This is a genomic window from Flavobacterium sp. N502540 (assembly GCF_025947365.1).
Lineage (GTDB): Bacteria > Bacteroidota > Bacteroidia > Flavobacteriales > Flavobacteriaceae > Flavobacterium.
Genome location: NZ_CP110012.1, coordinates 1,632,581 through 1,649,265, shown reverse-complemented (window position 1 = coordinate 1,649,265; position 16,685 = coordinate 1,632,581). Strand labels below are relative to the sequence as shown.

The 16,685-nt window shown below is 35.1% G+C and carries 15 protein-coding genes; 9 read left to right on the top strand and 6 right to left on the bottom strand.

Translation table 11 applies throughout. The features are described 5' to 3' along the window. The first annotated feature begins 25 nt into the window (after positions 1-25). From OLM58_RS07295 to OLM58_RS07285, 3 genes are all read left to right on the top strand, one after another. Entirely contained in the window at positions 26-2,305 is a 2,280-nt protein-coding gene (locus tag OLM58_RS07295) for a helix-turn-helix domain-containing protein (protein WP_264531776.1), read from the top strand. A 180-nt stretch (positions 2,306-2,485) separates the two neighbouring features. Then, the gene (locus OLM58_RS07290) at positions 2,486-3,244 is read left to right on the top strand and encodes a hypothetical protein (RefSeq protein ID WP_264531775.1); all 759 of its coding nucleotides are present in this window, start codon (positions 2,486-2,488) and stop codon (positions 3,242-3,244) included. Between the two features lie 127 nt (positions 3,245-3,371). Continuing rightward, positions 3,372-4,133 (top strand): hypothetical protein, encoded by a 762-nt coding sequence (locus tag OLM58_RS07285; RefSeq protein ID WP_264531774.1) that lies wholly within the window; start codon positions 3,372-3,374, stop codon positions 4,131-4,133. Positions 4,134-4,167: 34 nt separating this feature from the next. Here OLM58_RS07285 and OLM58_RS07280 read toward each other — a convergent pair whose 3' ends face one another. Continuing rightward, complete coding sequence (locus OLM58_RS07280; RefSeq protein WP_264531773.1) at positions 4,168-5,133, bottom strand: SPOR domain-containing protein; 966 nt, start codon at positions 5,131-5,133, stop codon at positions 4,168-4,170. A 238-nt stretch (positions 5,134-5,371) separates the two neighbouring features. On the opposite strand from OLM58_RS07280, the gene dprA reads away from it, so the two are divergent. Then, positions 5,372-6,472, top strand: coding sequence for a DNA-processing protein DprA (dprA, locus tag OLM58_RS07275; protein ID WP_264531772.1), 1,101 nt, complete (start codon positions 5,372-5,374; stop codon positions 6,470-6,472). Between the two features lie 46 nt (positions 6,473-6,518). Here the strand turns inward: dprA and trpS are convergent, their stop codons facing one another. Next, a complete protein-coding gene (gene trpS, locus OLM58_RS07270; protein WP_264531771.1) occupies positions 6,519-7,493 on the bottom strand; it encodes a tryptophan--tRNA ligase in 975 nt (324 codons plus the stop codon). 205 nt (positions 7,494-7,698) lie between these two features. Between trpS and OLM58_RS07265 the strand changes: the two genes are divergently transcribed. Further along, positions 7,699-8,445: a lysophospholipid acyltransferase family protein gene (locus tag OLM58_RS07265; protein WP_264531770.1), complete on the top strand. Its 747-nt coding sequence runs from the start codon at positions 7,699-7,701 to the stop codon at positions 8,443-8,445. 554 nt (positions 8,446-8,999) lie between these two features. Here OLM58_RS07265 and recA read toward each other — a convergent pair. The 4 genes from recA to OLM58_RS07245 all read right to left on the bottom strand — a co-directional run bounded on the left by recA (position 9,000) and on the right by OLM58_RS07245 (position 12,326). Next, positions 9,000-10,007, bottom strand: a complete 1,008-nt coding sequence (gene recA, locus OLM58_RS07260) for a recombinase RecA (RefSeq protein ID WP_017495770.1) — start codon at positions 10,005-10,007, stop codon at positions 9,000-9,002. 148 nt (positions 10,008-10,155) lie between these two features. Then, positions 10,156-10,665 (bottom strand): acyl-CoA thioesterase, encoded by a 510-nt coding sequence (locus OLM58_RS07255; protein WP_026109914.1) that lies wholly within the window; start codon positions 10,663-10,665, stop codon positions 10,156-10,158. Positions 10,666-10,786: 121 nt separating this feature from the next. Further along, positions 10,787-11,170 carry a DoxX family protein gene (locus OLM58_RS07250; protein WP_264531769.1) on the bottom strand — a complete coding sequence of 128 codons (384 nt, stop codon included), beginning with the start codon at positions 11,168-11,170 and terminating at the stop codon, positions 10,787-10,789. A gap of 7 nt (positions 11,171-11,177) precedes the next feature. Beyond that, on the bottom strand, positions 11,178-12,326 hold the full coding sequence (locus OLM58_RS07245) for an ATP-binding protein (RefSeq protein WP_089076125.1): 1,149 nt from the start codon (positions 12,324-12,326) through the stop codon (positions 11,178-11,180). 437 nt (positions 12,327-12,763) lie between these two features. Here OLM58_RS07245 and OLM58_RS07240 point away from each other — a divergent pair, with 437 nt between their 5' ends. The 4 genes from OLM58_RS07240 (at position 12,764) to sprC (ending at position 16,685) form a co-directional block, all read left to right on the top strand. Beyond that, entirely contained in the window at positions 12,764-13,216 is a 453-nt protein-coding gene (locus OLM58_RS07240; protein WP_017495775.1) for a hypothetical protein, read from the top strand. A 184-nt stretch (positions 13,217-13,400) separates the two neighbouring features. Next, entirely contained in the window at positions 13,401-14,693 is a 1,293-nt protein-coding gene (locus OLM58_RS07235) for a hypothetical protein (RefSeq protein ID WP_017495776.1), read from the top strand. Between the two features lie 100 nt (positions 14,694-14,793). Beyond that, the gene (locus OLM58_RS07230; protein ID WP_089076124.1) at positions 14,794-15,207 is read left to right on the top strand and encodes a hypothetical protein; all 414 of its coding nucleotides are present in this window, start codon (positions 14,794-14,796) and stop codon (positions 15,205-15,207) included. Beyond that, complete coding sequence (sprC, locus tag OLM58_RS07225) at positions 15,204-16,685, top strand: gliding motility protein SprC (protein ID WP_264531768.1); 1,482 nt, start codon at positions 15,204-15,206, stop codon at positions 16,683-16,685. The genes OLM58_RS07230 and sprC overlap by 4 nt, the downstream gene beginning before the upstream one ends.

The following is a 16,685-nucleotide window of genomic DNA, read 5'->3' as shown; positions in this document are numbered from 1 at the left end:
ACTTTTAGCTCTCAATTTACGCCTAATGCAAAACGTTTCAGAAGCAGCAGCTTATACTTTACAATTCATCAATCAAACGCAAAAATCTATTTTCCTGACCGGTAAAGCTGGGACCGGGAAGACTACACTTCTGCGTGAAATTATTGCCACTACGCATAAAAATACTGTGGTTGTGGCTCCAACCGGAATTGCAGCTTTGAATGCAGGAGGTGTTACGATTCATTCTATGTTTCAGTTGCCGTTTTCGGCTTTTATTCCCTCTTATGCAGAGGCTTCTCAGTTTACAGATACGGTTAAATTTGAGAATAAGGAAACGCTTAGAAGACATTTCAAAATGAATAATGTGAAGCGTGACGTAATCAGGAATATGGAGCTTTTGATTATCGATGAAGTCAGTATGTTACGCGCTGATCTGTTGGATGCAATTGATTTTATGATGCAGACGGTACGTAAAAATACGCGTGCTTTTGGAGGTGTTCAGGTACTTTTTATTGGCGATTTGTTACAGCTTCCGCCGGTTATCAGAGATGAAGAATGGCGAACTTTGCGCAATTATTACAAAGGAAAATTCTTTTTTCATTCGCATGTAATTCAGCAATATCCGCCGTTATATATTGAATTATCAAAGATTTATCGTCAGTCAGATGATACTTTTATTTCGGTTTTGAATAATCTTCGAAACAATCAGATTACGCCTCAGGATATTCAGGTTTTAAATGAATATGTGAAACCTGATTTTGACTTAAAAAATAATCCCGGATATATTACGCTTACCACGCACAATGCCAAAGCCGATTCGATTAACGAGCAGGCAATTGGCGATTTAGCCGGAAATGAATTCGCTTATCAGCCGTTTATTGTGGGCGATTTTCCGGAGAAAATTTTTCCGGTTGAGGAAAATTTGAAACTTAAAGTGGGTGCTCAGGTTATGTTTGTCAAAAATGATTTGTCTTTTGAAAAGCGTTATTTCAACGGAAAAATGGGCGTTGTAAAGTCACTTTCGGCCGAAGAAATATTCATACATTTTCCTGAGGAGGATAAAACCATTGAAGTTGAAAAATACGAATGGAAAAATATCCGATACAAAGTAAACGATCTCACCAAAGAAGTTGAAGAAGAAGTTTTGGGGACATTTGCACATTATCCACTTAAGCTGGCATGGGCAATTACGGTGCATAAAAGTCAGGGTTTAACTTTTGAGAAAGCTGCGCTCGATGTATCGCAAGTTTTTTTACCCGGACAAGCCTATGTAGCATTATCACGTTTAACGTCCTTAAACGGGCTTATTTTGTTGTCTCCGCTGCAAATGAATGGTATTTCGAACGATCAGGATGTGATGGATTATGCTTTGAACAAAGCAACAGAAGAAGTTTTAAAACATTCTTTGCATTTTGAAACTAAAAATTTCATTCATAACTATTTGATTAGCAGTTTTAACTGGAGCGATTTGGCGCAAGAATGGCGTAATCATCGTTTCAGTTACAACGAAAATGCTGCCGGATCAGAAAAATCGAAGCATGCCGTCTGGGCTCATAAACGTTTGGAAACTATTGACGGACTAACTGATCCAGCACAAAAATTCGTTAATCAGCTTAATAAAATTTTCAATAAAGATACTGTCGATCTCTTTTTTGTACAGGAAAGGGTAGTGGCAGCTTATGATTACTTTTTTAAACCAATGGACAAACTGGTTACGGATCTTTTGAATAAAATGGCCGAAATTCAGAAATTCAAAAAAGTGAAAGAGTTTTACGAAGAACTGACTTTTTTGGACGATTTACAGACAAAAGCTGTTTTACGTTTAATGAAGGCCAAATTGCTCATAGAAATTGTCGTGGCAGGTGAAACCATCTGTAAAGAGAAATTGTCGTCTACAGCGATTAAAAACTACAAATTTGACAAGGTTGCAAAGATCCGCGAGGAATTTAATATGTCGAATACTGATATTTTTAAATCTGATGAACCTACAGTTCGTTATACGGCACGCAAATTAGATAAAAGCACACCAAAGGCCGAAAAGAAAACAACCATCGAAGAAACCCATGATTTGTGGCTGGAGAAAAATTCGATTCAGGATATTGCCCGAATTCGTAAACTTACAGTGCAAACAGTTGAAATGCATTTGGTTAAACTAATTCAGGCTAAAAAAGTCGAGATATCAGATGTTTTACCGTATGATAAAATCCTGGCCTTGCGTGAAGCTTTTGAGTTTTATAGCGAAGAATCTTTAAGTCCGCTAAAAGAAAAGTATGGTGATGAATTTACGTGGGATGAGTTGAAGATGTTTAAAGCAAGCATTAACTGATTGTTAGATTGTTAGATTGTTAGATTGTTAGATTGTTAGATTGTTAGATTGTTAGATTGTTAGATTGTTAGATTGTTAGATTGTTAGATTGTTAGATTGTTAGATTGTTAGATTGTGGAATTTGAAGGTTCTGATAAAATTTTGGAATCTACTATAAAAACATTATGTAAAATAGAGATTATGAAAAAGTTACTATACGTTCTCTTCATAGGGATTACGATTCAAAATACGTCAGGTCAGGACTTGAGGCCCGAATATCAGAAGTTTGTTAAAAAATTTATTGATAATGTAAAAAATGATAGAAAAGAGGCTGTAGCAGAGGTTATTAAATATCCTTTAAGAAGAGATAATCCAATTCCGTCTATCAAGAATAAAGCAGAGTTTGTAAAAAGATATACTGAAATTTTTGATGCTAAACTGAAAGCCGAAATTTCACAATCGGATGCGGTAAAAAATTGGTCAGAAATGGGCTGGCGTGGCATAATGCTAAATCAGGGTACTTTGTGGATGGATATTGACGGAAAAGTTTTCTCTATAAGTTATCAGTCAAAAGTGGAGAGTGATCTTAAAAACAAACTGATAGCTTCTGAAAAAAGTAAACTTCACTCATCGATTGCAGAGTTTAAAGCACCGGAAATTATTTTAGAAACGTCTAAATTTAGGGTTCGAATTGATGACTTGGGAAATGATAATTACAGATATGCCTCGTGGTCGATAAATCAATCGATGAGCGAAAAACCGGATTTAATCATTACCAACGGAAAATGGTTTCATGATGGAACAGGAGGTAATCACCATTACGATTTTAAAAAAGGAAATTACTTGTACCAGTGTTATATTACGGTTTTAGGTACAAAAGATTCACCACCAGCTAATTTAACCATTTATCAAAAAGGAAAAGAAATCCTTAATCAGGACGCTAAAGTTGTTCCACGTTAAACAAAATCCCATTTTTTCGAATGGGATTTTTTGTTTTATATCCCAGTTTCAAATTGATTACAACTAGTATAAATTAGCTATATTTGATTGTAATTGTCGGATTAATAATTAATTAAAAATATTTGAGATGAGAAGAAGCAATTTATTTTTAGTAGTATTATTTTTTTGTAGCGGTTTTATTGTTGCCCAGGATTCGGACATCGATTATCAGAAACGGGTTAAAAAGTTCATTGAAAATGTCAAAAATGATAAGAAAGAAGCCATTGCTGATGCAGTAGTTTATCCGTTAGAGCGAGAATATCCTATAGCTGATATTGCAAATAAAGCAGATTTTATAAAACGATATTCTGAAATTTTTGATGCTACGTTAAAAAATGAAATTATAAAATCGACGCCCACAAATGGCTGGAATGATATGGGTTTGCGCGGGATTATGTTAATTCATGGCAAGATTTGGCTTGATACCGAGGGTCGGTTAACGGCAGTGAATTATCAATCGAAAGCGGAAATAGAACTTAAAAACAAGTTAATTGCGTCGCAAAAGAAAAACCTGGATCCTAGTATTGCTTTTTTTCAGGATCCAATTTGTATTCTGGCGACTTCTAAATTTAAAATTAGAATCGATCATTTAGGTTTTAATAACTATCGATATGCATCATGGTCCATTCAAAAGGAAATGACTGAAAAGCCTGATTTAGTGATTAATGGTGGAGTTTTAGTCGTTGAAGGTATTGGCGGCAATCACCAGTATGAATTTAAAAAGGATGGGAATGTTTATGAGTGTGCCATTATCGTTTTGGGCGAAAAGAATTCTCCTCCGGCAAGACTCAAAATATATAAAGGGAAGAAAGTAATTCTTTCGCAGGATGCAGAAATAATAGCGAACTAAAAAAGCCCATTCAGAAGAATGGGCTTTTTTAGTTTTATAAAGGTTGTACGAGAATCCAGGCATCCGGATTTTCTCCTTTTTGTATTTCTTTTTGTGCTTTTTCAGCTTCCGCCATTGTTGCATAGCTACCGTACAGAACTGGGAATAATCCGTGTTTGTTTTCGCCTAGCATTCTGGCTTCGTAACCATCTTTTATTAATTGATTATAAGCTTTTCTGGCATTTTTTTCACTTCTGTATGCACCGGCCATAATGTGGTAAGGCATTGTTTTTTCTGCAGCCGTTTCTACATTTGTTGTATCGACTGAGAGTGTTACAGCAGGCATAGGGTTCTGGATAAAGAAAGTCGCTTCCTGAATTTTGTTTTCTACTTTTTTCTGTACACTGCTTTCTACAACAAGTGTTTTGGCGGCGATTTGATTTTGATATAAAGGATATCCAATACTTCCTGTAATTCCAAGTCCTAAGACTAGTATCGCAGCATATTTCAAAAGTGGATTTGTTGTTCTTCCTTCTTCATTTTCGTATAGTGAAATTGCATCTCCTTCCGAAATTTCCTCTATTTTTCGCTCGAAATTCTCTTTTTTAACAAGTGGAGAAACAAATGGACTAAGTCCAAAGGAACTTGTTAGGAAATTGGTCTGATCATTAGGGGTGAATACCATTTTCTGATCAGCATTATATCGAATTTCGCCAATATTTTTAAGTGTTACAACACCATTTTCTTCTAGTGTTTTTTTCCAGCTTACGACTTCAAAAGCAATGGCACTTACTGCAAAACCATAAGAAGTTTTTTCTGCCTGTGCGATATGATTTGCCAATAATCCATCATTGTTTTTTAGATGACTGTTGAAAGAGATCATTTTTGTCGGTGGAAAGAAAGAATTTGTGCTTTCATTCAGCTTTGCCGATTGAATTTCTGTTAAAAATGCTCCAAACCCTGGAACCGTTACACACTGATAACGATACAGTAACTGTGCTATGTAATTTTCGATTTTCATAGTAACAAAGTTACAACTACAGAATACTTATCAAAATGTTATTCACAATTTTTATTAACAATTGCTTTATTTTTATAGACAATTCTTTTTCAAATAGTTAAAATGAAGTATTTAAGTCGTGTATGATTTGAAATAATATTTATATTTAAATTTAACAGGATTAGACTTTCTTTTTATGATATTTGTACTTCAAATTTTAGGTTTTAATTTTTCTTATTTTACATAATATTTTACACGGATGTCAGATCAGGATTTATTCTATTTATTAGCCTTATTAAAAGTCGATGGAGTTGGAGATATAATGGCTAAAAAGCTGCTTAATTATTTTGGCAGTGCAGAGGCTGTTTTTAAAAGTAAGGGGAGTCAAATGTCTGTTATTGATGGTGTTGGATCTGTTTTATTAAAGAATTTTAAGGATAAATCGGTTTTCGAAAAAGCGAATCAGGAAATGGAATTTATGAAATTTAGTGGGGTTAAAGTGTCTTTTTTTAAAGATGATGGCTATCCGGAACGCTTAAAACATTGTATTGATTCTCCTGTTCTGATTTTTACCTCGGGAAACATAAATTTAGCAAATAAAAGAATAATTAGTATTGTGGGAACGCGACAGATTACCTCTTATGGAACAGAGTTTTGCCGAAATTTAATAGAAGAACTGGCACCTCTCGATCCGGTAATCGTTAGCGGTTTTGCCTATGGTGTTGATATTGTAGCGCATCAGCGGGCGATGGATTTTAATCTGCAAACTATTGGAGTTCTGGCACATGGTTTAAATCAGATTTATCCAAAATCGCATAAAAAGTTCATTGTTCCAATAGAAGAAAATGGTGGTTTTATAACCGAGTTTTGGAGTACATCAAATCCCGATAAAGAAAATTTTGTACGCAGAAACCGTATTGTAGCAGGTATGAGTGAAGCTACGGTTGTAATAGAATCGGCTGAAAAAGGTGGTTCACTGATTACCGCAAATCTTGCCAATGATTACAATCGCGATGTTTTTGCCGTTCCCGGACGGGTGACGGACAAATACAGTCAGGGGTGCAATAATCTTATTAAAACGCAACGTGCCAATGTGTTAACGAGTGCCGCAGATCTGGTTTATATGCTGAATTGGAATGTGGAAACAAAGACAAAACCGGTTCAAAAACAGCTCTTTATTCAGTTGGAAACAGAGGAGCAAAAGGTGTATGATTTTCTGCTAAAAAACGGTAAAGAATTGCTTGATATTATTGCGCTGCAGTGTGATTTTCCTATTTATAAAATTTCGGGAATTCTCTTAAACATGGAACTGAAAGGAGTCATTCGGCCATTGCCCGGAAAGTTGTTTGAGGCCGTTTAATCTGAATTAAACCTGACGGGTTTTTAAAACCCGTCGGTTTTGATGTTTATTTACTAAATCCAAGAACTTCTCTTACTTTGGCTAAAACACCATCAGCAATTACGGAAGCTTTTGATGCTCCTTTTTTCAGTAAAGCATCTACTTCTTCAAGGTTGTTCATGTAGTACGTATATCGTTCTCTTTCGGTTTTAAACTTTTCTATAATCAGTTCAAACAAAGCCTGTTTGGCGTGACCGTATCCATAGTTTCCTCCTAAATAGTTGGCTCTCATTTCGGCGATTTGCGCTTCGGTTGCCAGCAAGGAATAAATGGCAAAAGCATTACAGGTATCCGGGTTTTTAGGCTCTTCGAGTGGAGTACTGTCTGTTTCAATACTCATGACCTGTTTGCGAATTGTTTTATCGTCAAGGAAAATGTTGATAAGATTATTGGCTGATTTACTCATTTTTCCACCGTTTGTTCCCGGAATCAGTTTGCCGTCTTCCTGAATTTTAGCTTCCGGAATTACAAAGGTTTCTCCCATTTGATGGTTGAAACGCGCAGCGACATCACGAGTGATTTCTAAATGTTGCAATTGATCTTTACCAACCGGAACAAATTCAGCATCATACAATAAAATATCGGCAGCCATTAACATCGGATACGTAAAAAGTCCGGCGTTAACATCGTCTAAACGATCCGCTTTATCTTTAAACGAATGTGCCAAAGTCAGACGCTGAAAAGGAAAAAAGCAACTTAAATACCAGGTTAATTCTGTCGTTTGTACCACATCAGATTGTCTGTAGAAGGTTACTTTATCAGGATTTAGACCACAGGCTAGCCAGGCGGCAGCAGTGCTGTATGTATTTTCTCTAAGAGTTTTACCGTCTTTAATTTGTGTAATCGAATGTAAATCAGCAATAAATAAAAATGATTCATTTGCCGGATTGTTTGATAATTCGATTGCAGGAATAATTGCTCCCAATAAATTGCCTAAGTGTGGCGTTCCAGTACTCTGAACACCGGTAAGTATTTTTGCCATTCTCGTTTTTTCTTAATCTTTCAATCACAAAGATTGCAAGTTTATTTTTTTTTAACCGCAAAGGTCGCAAAGTTTTTTACAAAGTGGGCAAAGTTTATCAAACATCTCATTGATTTTAAGTTTTATTTTGGAGAAAAGAGTAACATTTAAAAATTCTAAGGAGCTAAAAATCCAAATTCATTTCTGATTTATTACATTTGAAACCATGAAAGGATTAAAAATTATTTTTTGGGTTTTATGGCGTGTATGGTTTTATATTTTAATGGCCATTCCGATATTGATTATGCTGCCGTTTTTGCTAGTTTCTATAGCGTCAGAGAAGGGTTACCCCTATTTTTTTAAAATGGCCCGCATTTGGGCTAAATTTATCCTTTTCGGGATGGGTTTTTATTATAAAGTCGAGCGTGAAGAGAAGCTGGTTCGAAATAAGAGTTATATGATCGTGGCCAATCATACTTCGATGACCGATATTATGCTAATGCTGGTTCTTGTTAAAAATCCGTTTGTTTTTGTTGGAAAGAAAGAGCTTTCAAAGATTCCTTTGTTTGGATTTTTCTATAAGAGAACCTGTATTTTGGTTGATCGAAGTTCTTCGAAAAGTAAAAATGAGGTTTTTAAAAGAGCACAAAAGAGGTTAAATCAAGGGCTTAGTATTTGTATTTTTCCTGAAGGCGGAGTTCCTGACGATGAATCTATTTTACTGGATGAGTTTAAGGACGGTGCTTTTCGTCTGGCGATCGAGCACCAGATTCCGATAGTTCCGATTGTTTTTGCAGATAACAAGGAAAGATTTTCTTATACTTTTTTAAGTGGAAGTCCCGGAAAAATGCGTGCAAAGGTACTTCCTTTTGTTTCTACAGACGGATTGACGTCTGACCATAGAAAAGAACTGCGGGATCAGGTGAGACAGATGATTTATAAAGATTTACTGAAGTTTAAAAACAAAGAGTAGTAACTTATTTTAAGGATAAAACCCGGCAAAATTTTGAATATTGCCGGGTTTTCTTTTGAATTAAAATTACTCCATTTTATATTCAATAATGACTATCTATGAATTATTTTTTCAGAAATAAAACGCAATACTTTTCTCAATTTCAATTTGGTTTTTTTACGGTTTTTGTTGTACAACACTTCTATTTTCTCTTTCATGGTTAAAATATTTTGGGTTGATACTAAAGAGTTTAACAAAACTCAAGTTAACGACATACTATTATAGAGCGTAAAAAATGAAAAAGGTTGCGTGAAAAGTTGAAAAAAAAATAAAAACCCGTTAGAACCAAAAAACTAACGGATTTTTATTGAACAAACCAACCAAATTTAAAGAAAAACCTTTGATCAGATACTTTTGGCTATGTACCAGTCAAATCTTTTATCTCTTGATAAGATGGTTCGGTTCCGGAATGGTTGCGTCAGTAAATGCATATTTTTTTAAATAAAAAACCCGATCATCTTTTGGGAACGATCGGGTTGTATATAAAGTATTGATTGTAAATGCTTTTAATACTTTTAAGCGTCTGCTAATTCTTTGATATGTGCTTTGATTTTAATCTCTAGTTCATCCGCTAATTCCGGATTATCTTTGATTAAGGCTTTTACAGCATCGCGACCTTGTCCTAATTTGGTGTCGCCATAACTAAACCAGGAACCTGCTTTTTTAACGATTTCAAATTCAACAGCAAGATCCAGAATCTCACCTGTTTTAGAAACTCCTTCTCCGTACATGATATCAAATTCGGCAGTTTTGAAAGGCGGAGCAACTTTGTTTTTTACAATTTTAACTTTGGTTCTGTTTCCAATTACATTTTCACCGTCTTTAATTTGCGAAGAACGACGAATATCTAAACGCACCGAAGCGTAGAATTTTAGGGCATTACCTCCTGTTGTGGTCTCAGGATTACCAAACATTACACCAATTTTTTCTCTCAACTGGTTGATGAAGAAAACGGTACAGTTTGTTTTGCTGATGGTTCCGGTAAGCTTTCTTAATGCTTGTGACATTAAACGTGCATGAAGACCCATTTTAGAATCTCCCATTTCACCTTCGATTTCACTTTTTGGAGTCAATGCAGCAACAGAGTCAATTACCACAATATCAATTGCTCCTGAGCGAATTAAATTTTCGGCAATTTCCAGCGCTTGTTCTCCGTTATCAGGTTGCGAGATGATTAAGTTTTCGATATCGACACCCAATTTTTCGGCATAATTTCTGTCGAAGGCATGTTCAGCATCTATAAAAGCAGCTATTCCGCCGGCTTTTTGAGCTTCAGCTATTGCATGCAATGTTAGAGTGGTCTTACCAGATGATTCAGGACCATATATTTCAATAATTCTTCCTTTTGGATATCCATTTACTCCAAGGGCTAAATCAACGCCAAGTGAGCCAGAAGAAATCGTTTCTACCTCCACAATGGCTCTGTCGCCCATTTTCATTACGGTTCCTTTTCCGTAGGTTTTGTCAAGTTTATCAAGCGTTAGTTGTAACGCTTTTAATTTGGCTTCTTTGTCTGAACTCATCTTTTCTTAAATGTCTAAATTGTTATTTTTTTCTTTTAAATAAATTTAAAGAAGATACTAACTTCTTGATCTTTATTAGTCAGGCTTATATTTTGTAAAAATAGTTCTTTTTTCGAAGTTTGATTGTTCCAAATTGTCACAATTTGTACTACAAGAATAAAGCCTTTAATTCTGTGGCATCGGAAGGATTTAGCTTCCCGGCTAATACTAAACTAAGTTGTTTACGACGCAAAGCAGCATCAAAACGCTGTATTTCAAGTTCAGTTTCAGGCAATATAGCAGGTACTTCTACAGGTCTGCCGGTATCGTCTACGGCTACAAAAGTGTAGATGGCTTCGTTGGCTTTGGTTCTGTTACCGGATTCGCGGTCTTCTACCCAAACATCAATGAAAACTTCCATCGAACTTTTGAAAGATCTTGAAACTTTTGCTTCAACCGTTACAACACTTCCTAACGAAATGGCTCTGTTAAAAGCCACGTGATTTACAGAGGCTGTAACTACAATTCGGCGGGAATGTCTACGGGCTGCAATACTTGCGGCACGATCCATTCGGGCTAATAATTCGCCACCAAAAAGGTTGTTTAAAGGATTTGTTTCACTTGGTAAAACTAAATCGGTTAAGATTGTAAGGGACTCTGATGGGTGTTTTGCATTCATTTTTTTACTGTAAATTTTATTTTTTGCCACAACTTTATTTTTTGATTTCAATTCAATTTTGTTTTACGAATGTTGAATCTGTGACGATTTAATTTTATTTTTTAGGTACGATTATGTCAGATTAGTTCAACCAGTAAACCGCTATTATTGCCGGAATAAAATAGATAACTATGGTTCTTGCACCGTCATAATCTTTGGCTAATCGCTGTCCGAAAAGCATCATTAACAATGTGATACATGAAAATATAGCTCCGTATAAACCAAATTCCCGACCACTATCGGTGAGCAGTTGTATCGCTCCAACAACACATAAAATTCCGGAGATTAATTCCATAATTAAAAGATGAAGCAGGGCAAGCGGTATTTGGTTTTTAAGTCTTGTTTTGGCAAAATGTCCTTTAAGCCACTCGACATTGTCTTTCCAGTAAAATATTTTTTCGTATCCGGACTGTAAGAAGGTTAAAGCTAAAAATGCTAATAGTAAAATGGAGGCAACATTATTCATTTGATAACTATTTTTTGTGGATTAAACGAGTCAGTTTTATAGATAAGTCGGTTAGAATTATTTTTGCATTTCCGTTCCTTTCGATGTGATACATCGCATCTGAAAGTTCTTTGAAAATTTCGTGAATATTGTTTCCGTTGACAAAAGGGGCAAAATTTTCGAGTTTGAATTTATCTACTTTTGGTTCGATGTACACAAGAGTAGGAGCCTGATAGTTGAGCAGCAAGGCTTGTCGAAACATTTCCATGCAAAACTGGATGAATTTTTTCTGACTTTCACGTCCCAGACCGGCAATTTCTTCACTCCAGGAAATTAAATCCTGAATAGCAGCTGCATTTCCTTTCGCTCTAAACGCAGCACGAACCCAATTGACGAACCATTGTTCGAAAGGTAACTCCGAATCATCTTCTTTTAAAAGATGTAAGGCCTTACTAAAATTTCCCTGTGCCTGATGTGCAATTTTAAAAGCTAATTTTTCGTCGATGTTTTCTTTAGAAACCAAAGCTTCTGCTATTACTTTTTCGGGAAGCCCGTTAAAATGAATAACCTGACAACGGGAGCGGATGGTTTGAATAATATCTTCTTCGTTTTCAGAAATGAGAATGAAAATAGTCTTGTCTGAAGGTTCTTCGAGTAATTTCAAAAGTTTGTTGGAGGCGGCAATATTCATTTTATCGGCCATCCAGATAATCATAATTTTGTAACCGCCTTCGTATGATTTTAATGAAAATGATTTCAAAACTTCTTGTGCATCTTCAACTCGAATTTCTCCTTGTTTGTTTTGAACACCAAGTACTTTGTACCAGTCAAACAAACCTCCATAAGGCATTTCCTGTATAAAAGTTCGCCAGTCCTGAATAAAATCTAAACTTTTGGGTTTTGTTTTGACATCCTCAGTGGTCACTGTCGGATAAATAAAATGCAAGTCGGGATGAGAGAGATTTTGAAATTTTAAATTGCAGGAATCATTTCCGTTTGAGTTTTCGTCTCCTGTGTTGTTGCATAAAATATATTGTGCGTAGGCAATTGCGGTTGATAATGTGCCACTTCCTTCCGGCCCAATGAATAGTTGTGCATGCGGAATTCGTCCGGAAGCTGCACTTTTTATCAAGTGACTTTTGATGTAATCCTGACCTAAAATTTGAGAAAATTGCATGAAGCAAAGATAGAAGAAAATGATGTAGTCAAAAATTTTAGCTCAAAAGTTTATCCATACCGTGACATTTCTAATAATCATGAAGATTTCGGACTGTTTTTTTGATGTTTGTTAACCAAGTTTTGTTAATAAACAGGGCAACATGTGGAGATATTAAGACTTTTTTGTTAATAGTTTTTTGCTTTAAACGATTAACGAAAGCTTTTTTTGATTACATAGTATAACCTGAAGTTTTATTTTTATAGCCAATATCTTACCCTTTACGATTGGGTCAATTTTAACTAAAACCTCGTTAAAACGCACATTTTCTCGACATAACGCTGGTTTTTAAGCTTTTTTTAAGCTTTTTTTTTGAAAAAAGAAATCAATAAAGTTGCAGTTTAAGTTAATTTCTATATTTTTGTTTTTATGAACAACCAATTATAAACTAAGAATCTATGAAAGGGAAAATTATTTTATTAAGTGCACTTTTTTTTATGACGACTGGTGCCATTTCGGCTCAGGCGAAAAATGCTCCAAGAAGTATAATCAGTACAACTGCGATTATTCGCAAATACCATGATCAAAAAGAATTGAGTGGTATGCAAAAAGGAGAACTTTTAGAATTGTACATCGAGCGTATTAAAGTTTTAGTAAAAACTCTTCCTTACATTGCTTTGGTAACAAAACCGGGAGTTACAATGGCCGATCTAGGTATTCCGGACGATAACGAACACAAAAAAGTGTTAGATGGACAGGCTGTTGGTACAACAACATTTTTAGATACAACAGTAGAATTTCAAAGAAAGATGATGCCGTATTCTGATAAAGGAAACTTAATCGCTGCAATTTTATTCTACGAAAGCACATTGAAATCTTTACACGAGTTCAACGAATTGAACGAAATGTAATATTTATAATTTTTAAAACTTTTTTTGTCAATGTTTATATAGATGATTAAATTTATATAGATGTTTTAGAAAAGAAATAAAAAACAACTCTCTCGAAAAGTTCTGAGTATTATCAGAAAATTCGAGACGAGTTTTTTCATTTACGCATACCCAAATTTATTATTAACTGTAATACCCCCTTATCATGAAAAAAATTACTCAAATGATCTGCGTTCTTTTGACAGTTACGAGTATGAGTGCTCAACAAGAGAAAGGAATTATGGGCTACAACAATTGGTTGAACAACTGGACCGAATTTAAGCCTAACAAAGTAGAGTATGGAGAAGCAAACCAAATTTTAGCAGGAAATATTTCTGTTAATACTAAATTGCTGAAAAAGAATATTTATGTACTGCAAGGCAATGTTTATGTGACGAACAATGCAGTTTTAACTATTGAACCAGGAACTTTAATTATTGGTGATTTTGAAACAAAAGGAACTCTTGTTGTTACAAAAGGTGCCCAAATTATGGCCGATGGTTTAGAGACTGACCCGATCGTATTTACTTCAAACCGTAGCCAGAAAAAAGCTGGAGACTGGGGTGGAATCGTAATTCTTGGTGATGCACCAATCAATAAATTTGGAAATGTTGGTTCTTACAACCTAGATCTTGATCCTAGTTTAACGACTTACGGTGGTGATAATGCTGCCGCTAATTCAGGAATTTTAAGATTCGTAAGAGTTGAATTTGCAGGTAAAAAAGTAAAAGGTGTAGACACTTTCAACGGTATAACTTTTGCCGGTGTTGGATCTAAAACAGTACTTGACAACGTTATGGTAAGCTACTCTGGTGGTGACTCATTTGCCTTTTTTGGAGGTGATGTAAACGCTACTAAATTTGTATCTTATAAATCAATCAATGACGATTACAAATTTACTCAGGGTGTACAATGTCGTTTGTACAATTCATTAGCAGTAAGATCTTCTTATTTATCAAGTAATAAAGACGGTTCTCGTTGTATGGAGGTAAAATCATTCGAAAAGAAAAGTGAAACAGATTTTACTAAAAAACAAACTTTAGTTGTTGCAACTAATATTACTATGCTTAATGACAGCGAAAACATCAAAGCTGATATTCAGTCAGGATTAGTAAAAGAAGCTGTTTTTGTAGCTGAAAATGCTTCTCTTGAAATGAAGCGTAGTGTAATTTCCGGATTTAACCCAGCTGTTTTATTAGACAGTAAAACAGAAATTAATGATGCTAATCTTAAGAAAATCAAATTTGAAGAAATGTACTTTAACCTATGTAACGGAAATATCTTTACAGAGTACAACTCAAACAATGAAGATTTAGAAAGCTGGTACGGAAATAGTGTATTTTTCAATGTGTATTCTCAAAGTAACAACAGAGAGACTTTCATTGATATTTTCAATCCTAAGAAACCGGATTTCAGATTACAATTAGGAAAAATTACAGCGTCTAGCAGCAACAGATAATAGATTTCGATTTTTATTTCAGCGTAAATTTTATTAATAAAGTCCCCAGACACAATTTATGTATTCGTCTTAATACCGGACAAATAAAGATCAAGACATAATGGCACCATCTAGAAAAAAATATTTTATATATATAATATTTTTGGTTTTCCCTATTTCGCTTAGTTTATATGCTCAAAATACCACAGTAGAACGACCTACTTCTACCGAAGCAATAAGCGAAATCAGAGGCTGTGAGAACCAAAAGATAAAAAATGCTGATCAAGTATGTATCGGCGAATTAGATAATTCTAATCAGTTATTAGCAGGGCTATCCATCCCCAAGGATAGCCTTTCTATGGCAGCTGAAGGGAAAGATCAGAATTCAGAATGCAAAGAAAATTCGTTTTTAACCGGTTCTTTTTCAGTTCTTGCAAAAGATATTATCGAGAACTATAAGTACGATTTTTCTGAAACATTTATTGATATCCTCTTTTTTGAAGACATAGATTTAGCAAGAACACGCACTATATGATTCAAAAAATTACCCCAAATTTTACCAAAATAGTGCTTTTGTTTTCTTTAGTTGTTTTAACTAAATTAAATTCATATGCCCAAACGCCAGTCATAGGACCACAGCAGCTTCCCTTTGAGAGAATCTGCGCTGGTTTTATTGTCAATGGCGTTGTGTTTAATGAATATTTTGCAACTTTCAGCTACGTGGATTTTCCCGCTGGGACAACTTTTGCCGTAGAACTTTCTGATGAGACTGGAAGTTTTACAAACCCAACTGCTACTACAACACTTGCGGTTACAGATGACACTGCTTTAAAACAACAGACCATTAAATTTGCGGTTCCTACTAATCTAAAAGGATCAGATGTATACAGCTTGCGCGTTAAGAGCTTAAATACTACACCTGTAGTAAATAGCCCAAGATTTAAGAACGCCGTTGGTAATACAACCTTTTCTGTTTATTACAGTACTTATGTAAGTTCGTTTTATATTAACGAAAAACAGCCAACAGCGTCTTTTTGTGCTGGCGGAAATCTTACCCTTTCCGTTTATAATCCTACCCCTTCTGATCAGGCTTCGTCACCTGCTAATTACGCCAATCTAAAATACAAATGGTACAAAGATGGTGCAGTAATTGCCGGACAAAGTTCTAAAGATTTGATTGTAAATACTGCCGGAAAATATTATGCCGAAATTGACTATGGTTTATGTTCTGATGTAAATTTTAGTTCTAATCGTGTTGATGTAACCACATCAGGATCGGGAGGATCGGCAGTGACTATTAGCTCTAGTTTAGGAAACCCATTTTGTGCATCCGGATCAGGAACTGTTTTAACAGCAACATCTGGAAATACTTATGTATGGAAGAAAGACGGAGCGATAATTTCTGGTGCCACTACGCGTAGTATTAATGCAAATGCATCGGGAGTTTATACGGTACAGGTTGATTTTGGCGGATGTAGTGCTACAGGAACTATCGATCTGAAAAGTAATAGCTTTAATGCGAGTATAGACGCGCCGGAAACCACTTCAATAAACGAGGGGGAGACTCTGAATGTTTCGGTTACAACAGATGCTTCAAATCCTACTTTTGAATGGTTTTTAAATGGAAACGCAATTGCAAGTGCAACATCAAGTTCTTATGTTGTATCTATTCCGGGTAATTATAAAGTTAAAATTTCTCAGGCATCGGGCTGTATTTCTTCTCAGGAGTTTAGTTTTAAAGTTACGGGACCAATGGCTTCGACGACAGTGATTCCTAATGTTGTAAGTCTCCAGAATCCCTATTGGAATATTCCGGATGTTTATAAAACAGTCCAGACGAAAATAATAGTCATGAGTTCTAATGGTGAAATTATGTATGAAGGTTTAGGCAGTGATTATAATCCTGAAACCAATACGTTTATAAAAGATTTTAAAAATGTTAATCCGGTATATTACTATGTCATTAAATCCGACAATGGTGAAAAAAAAGGATCAATAACTGTAATAAGGTAA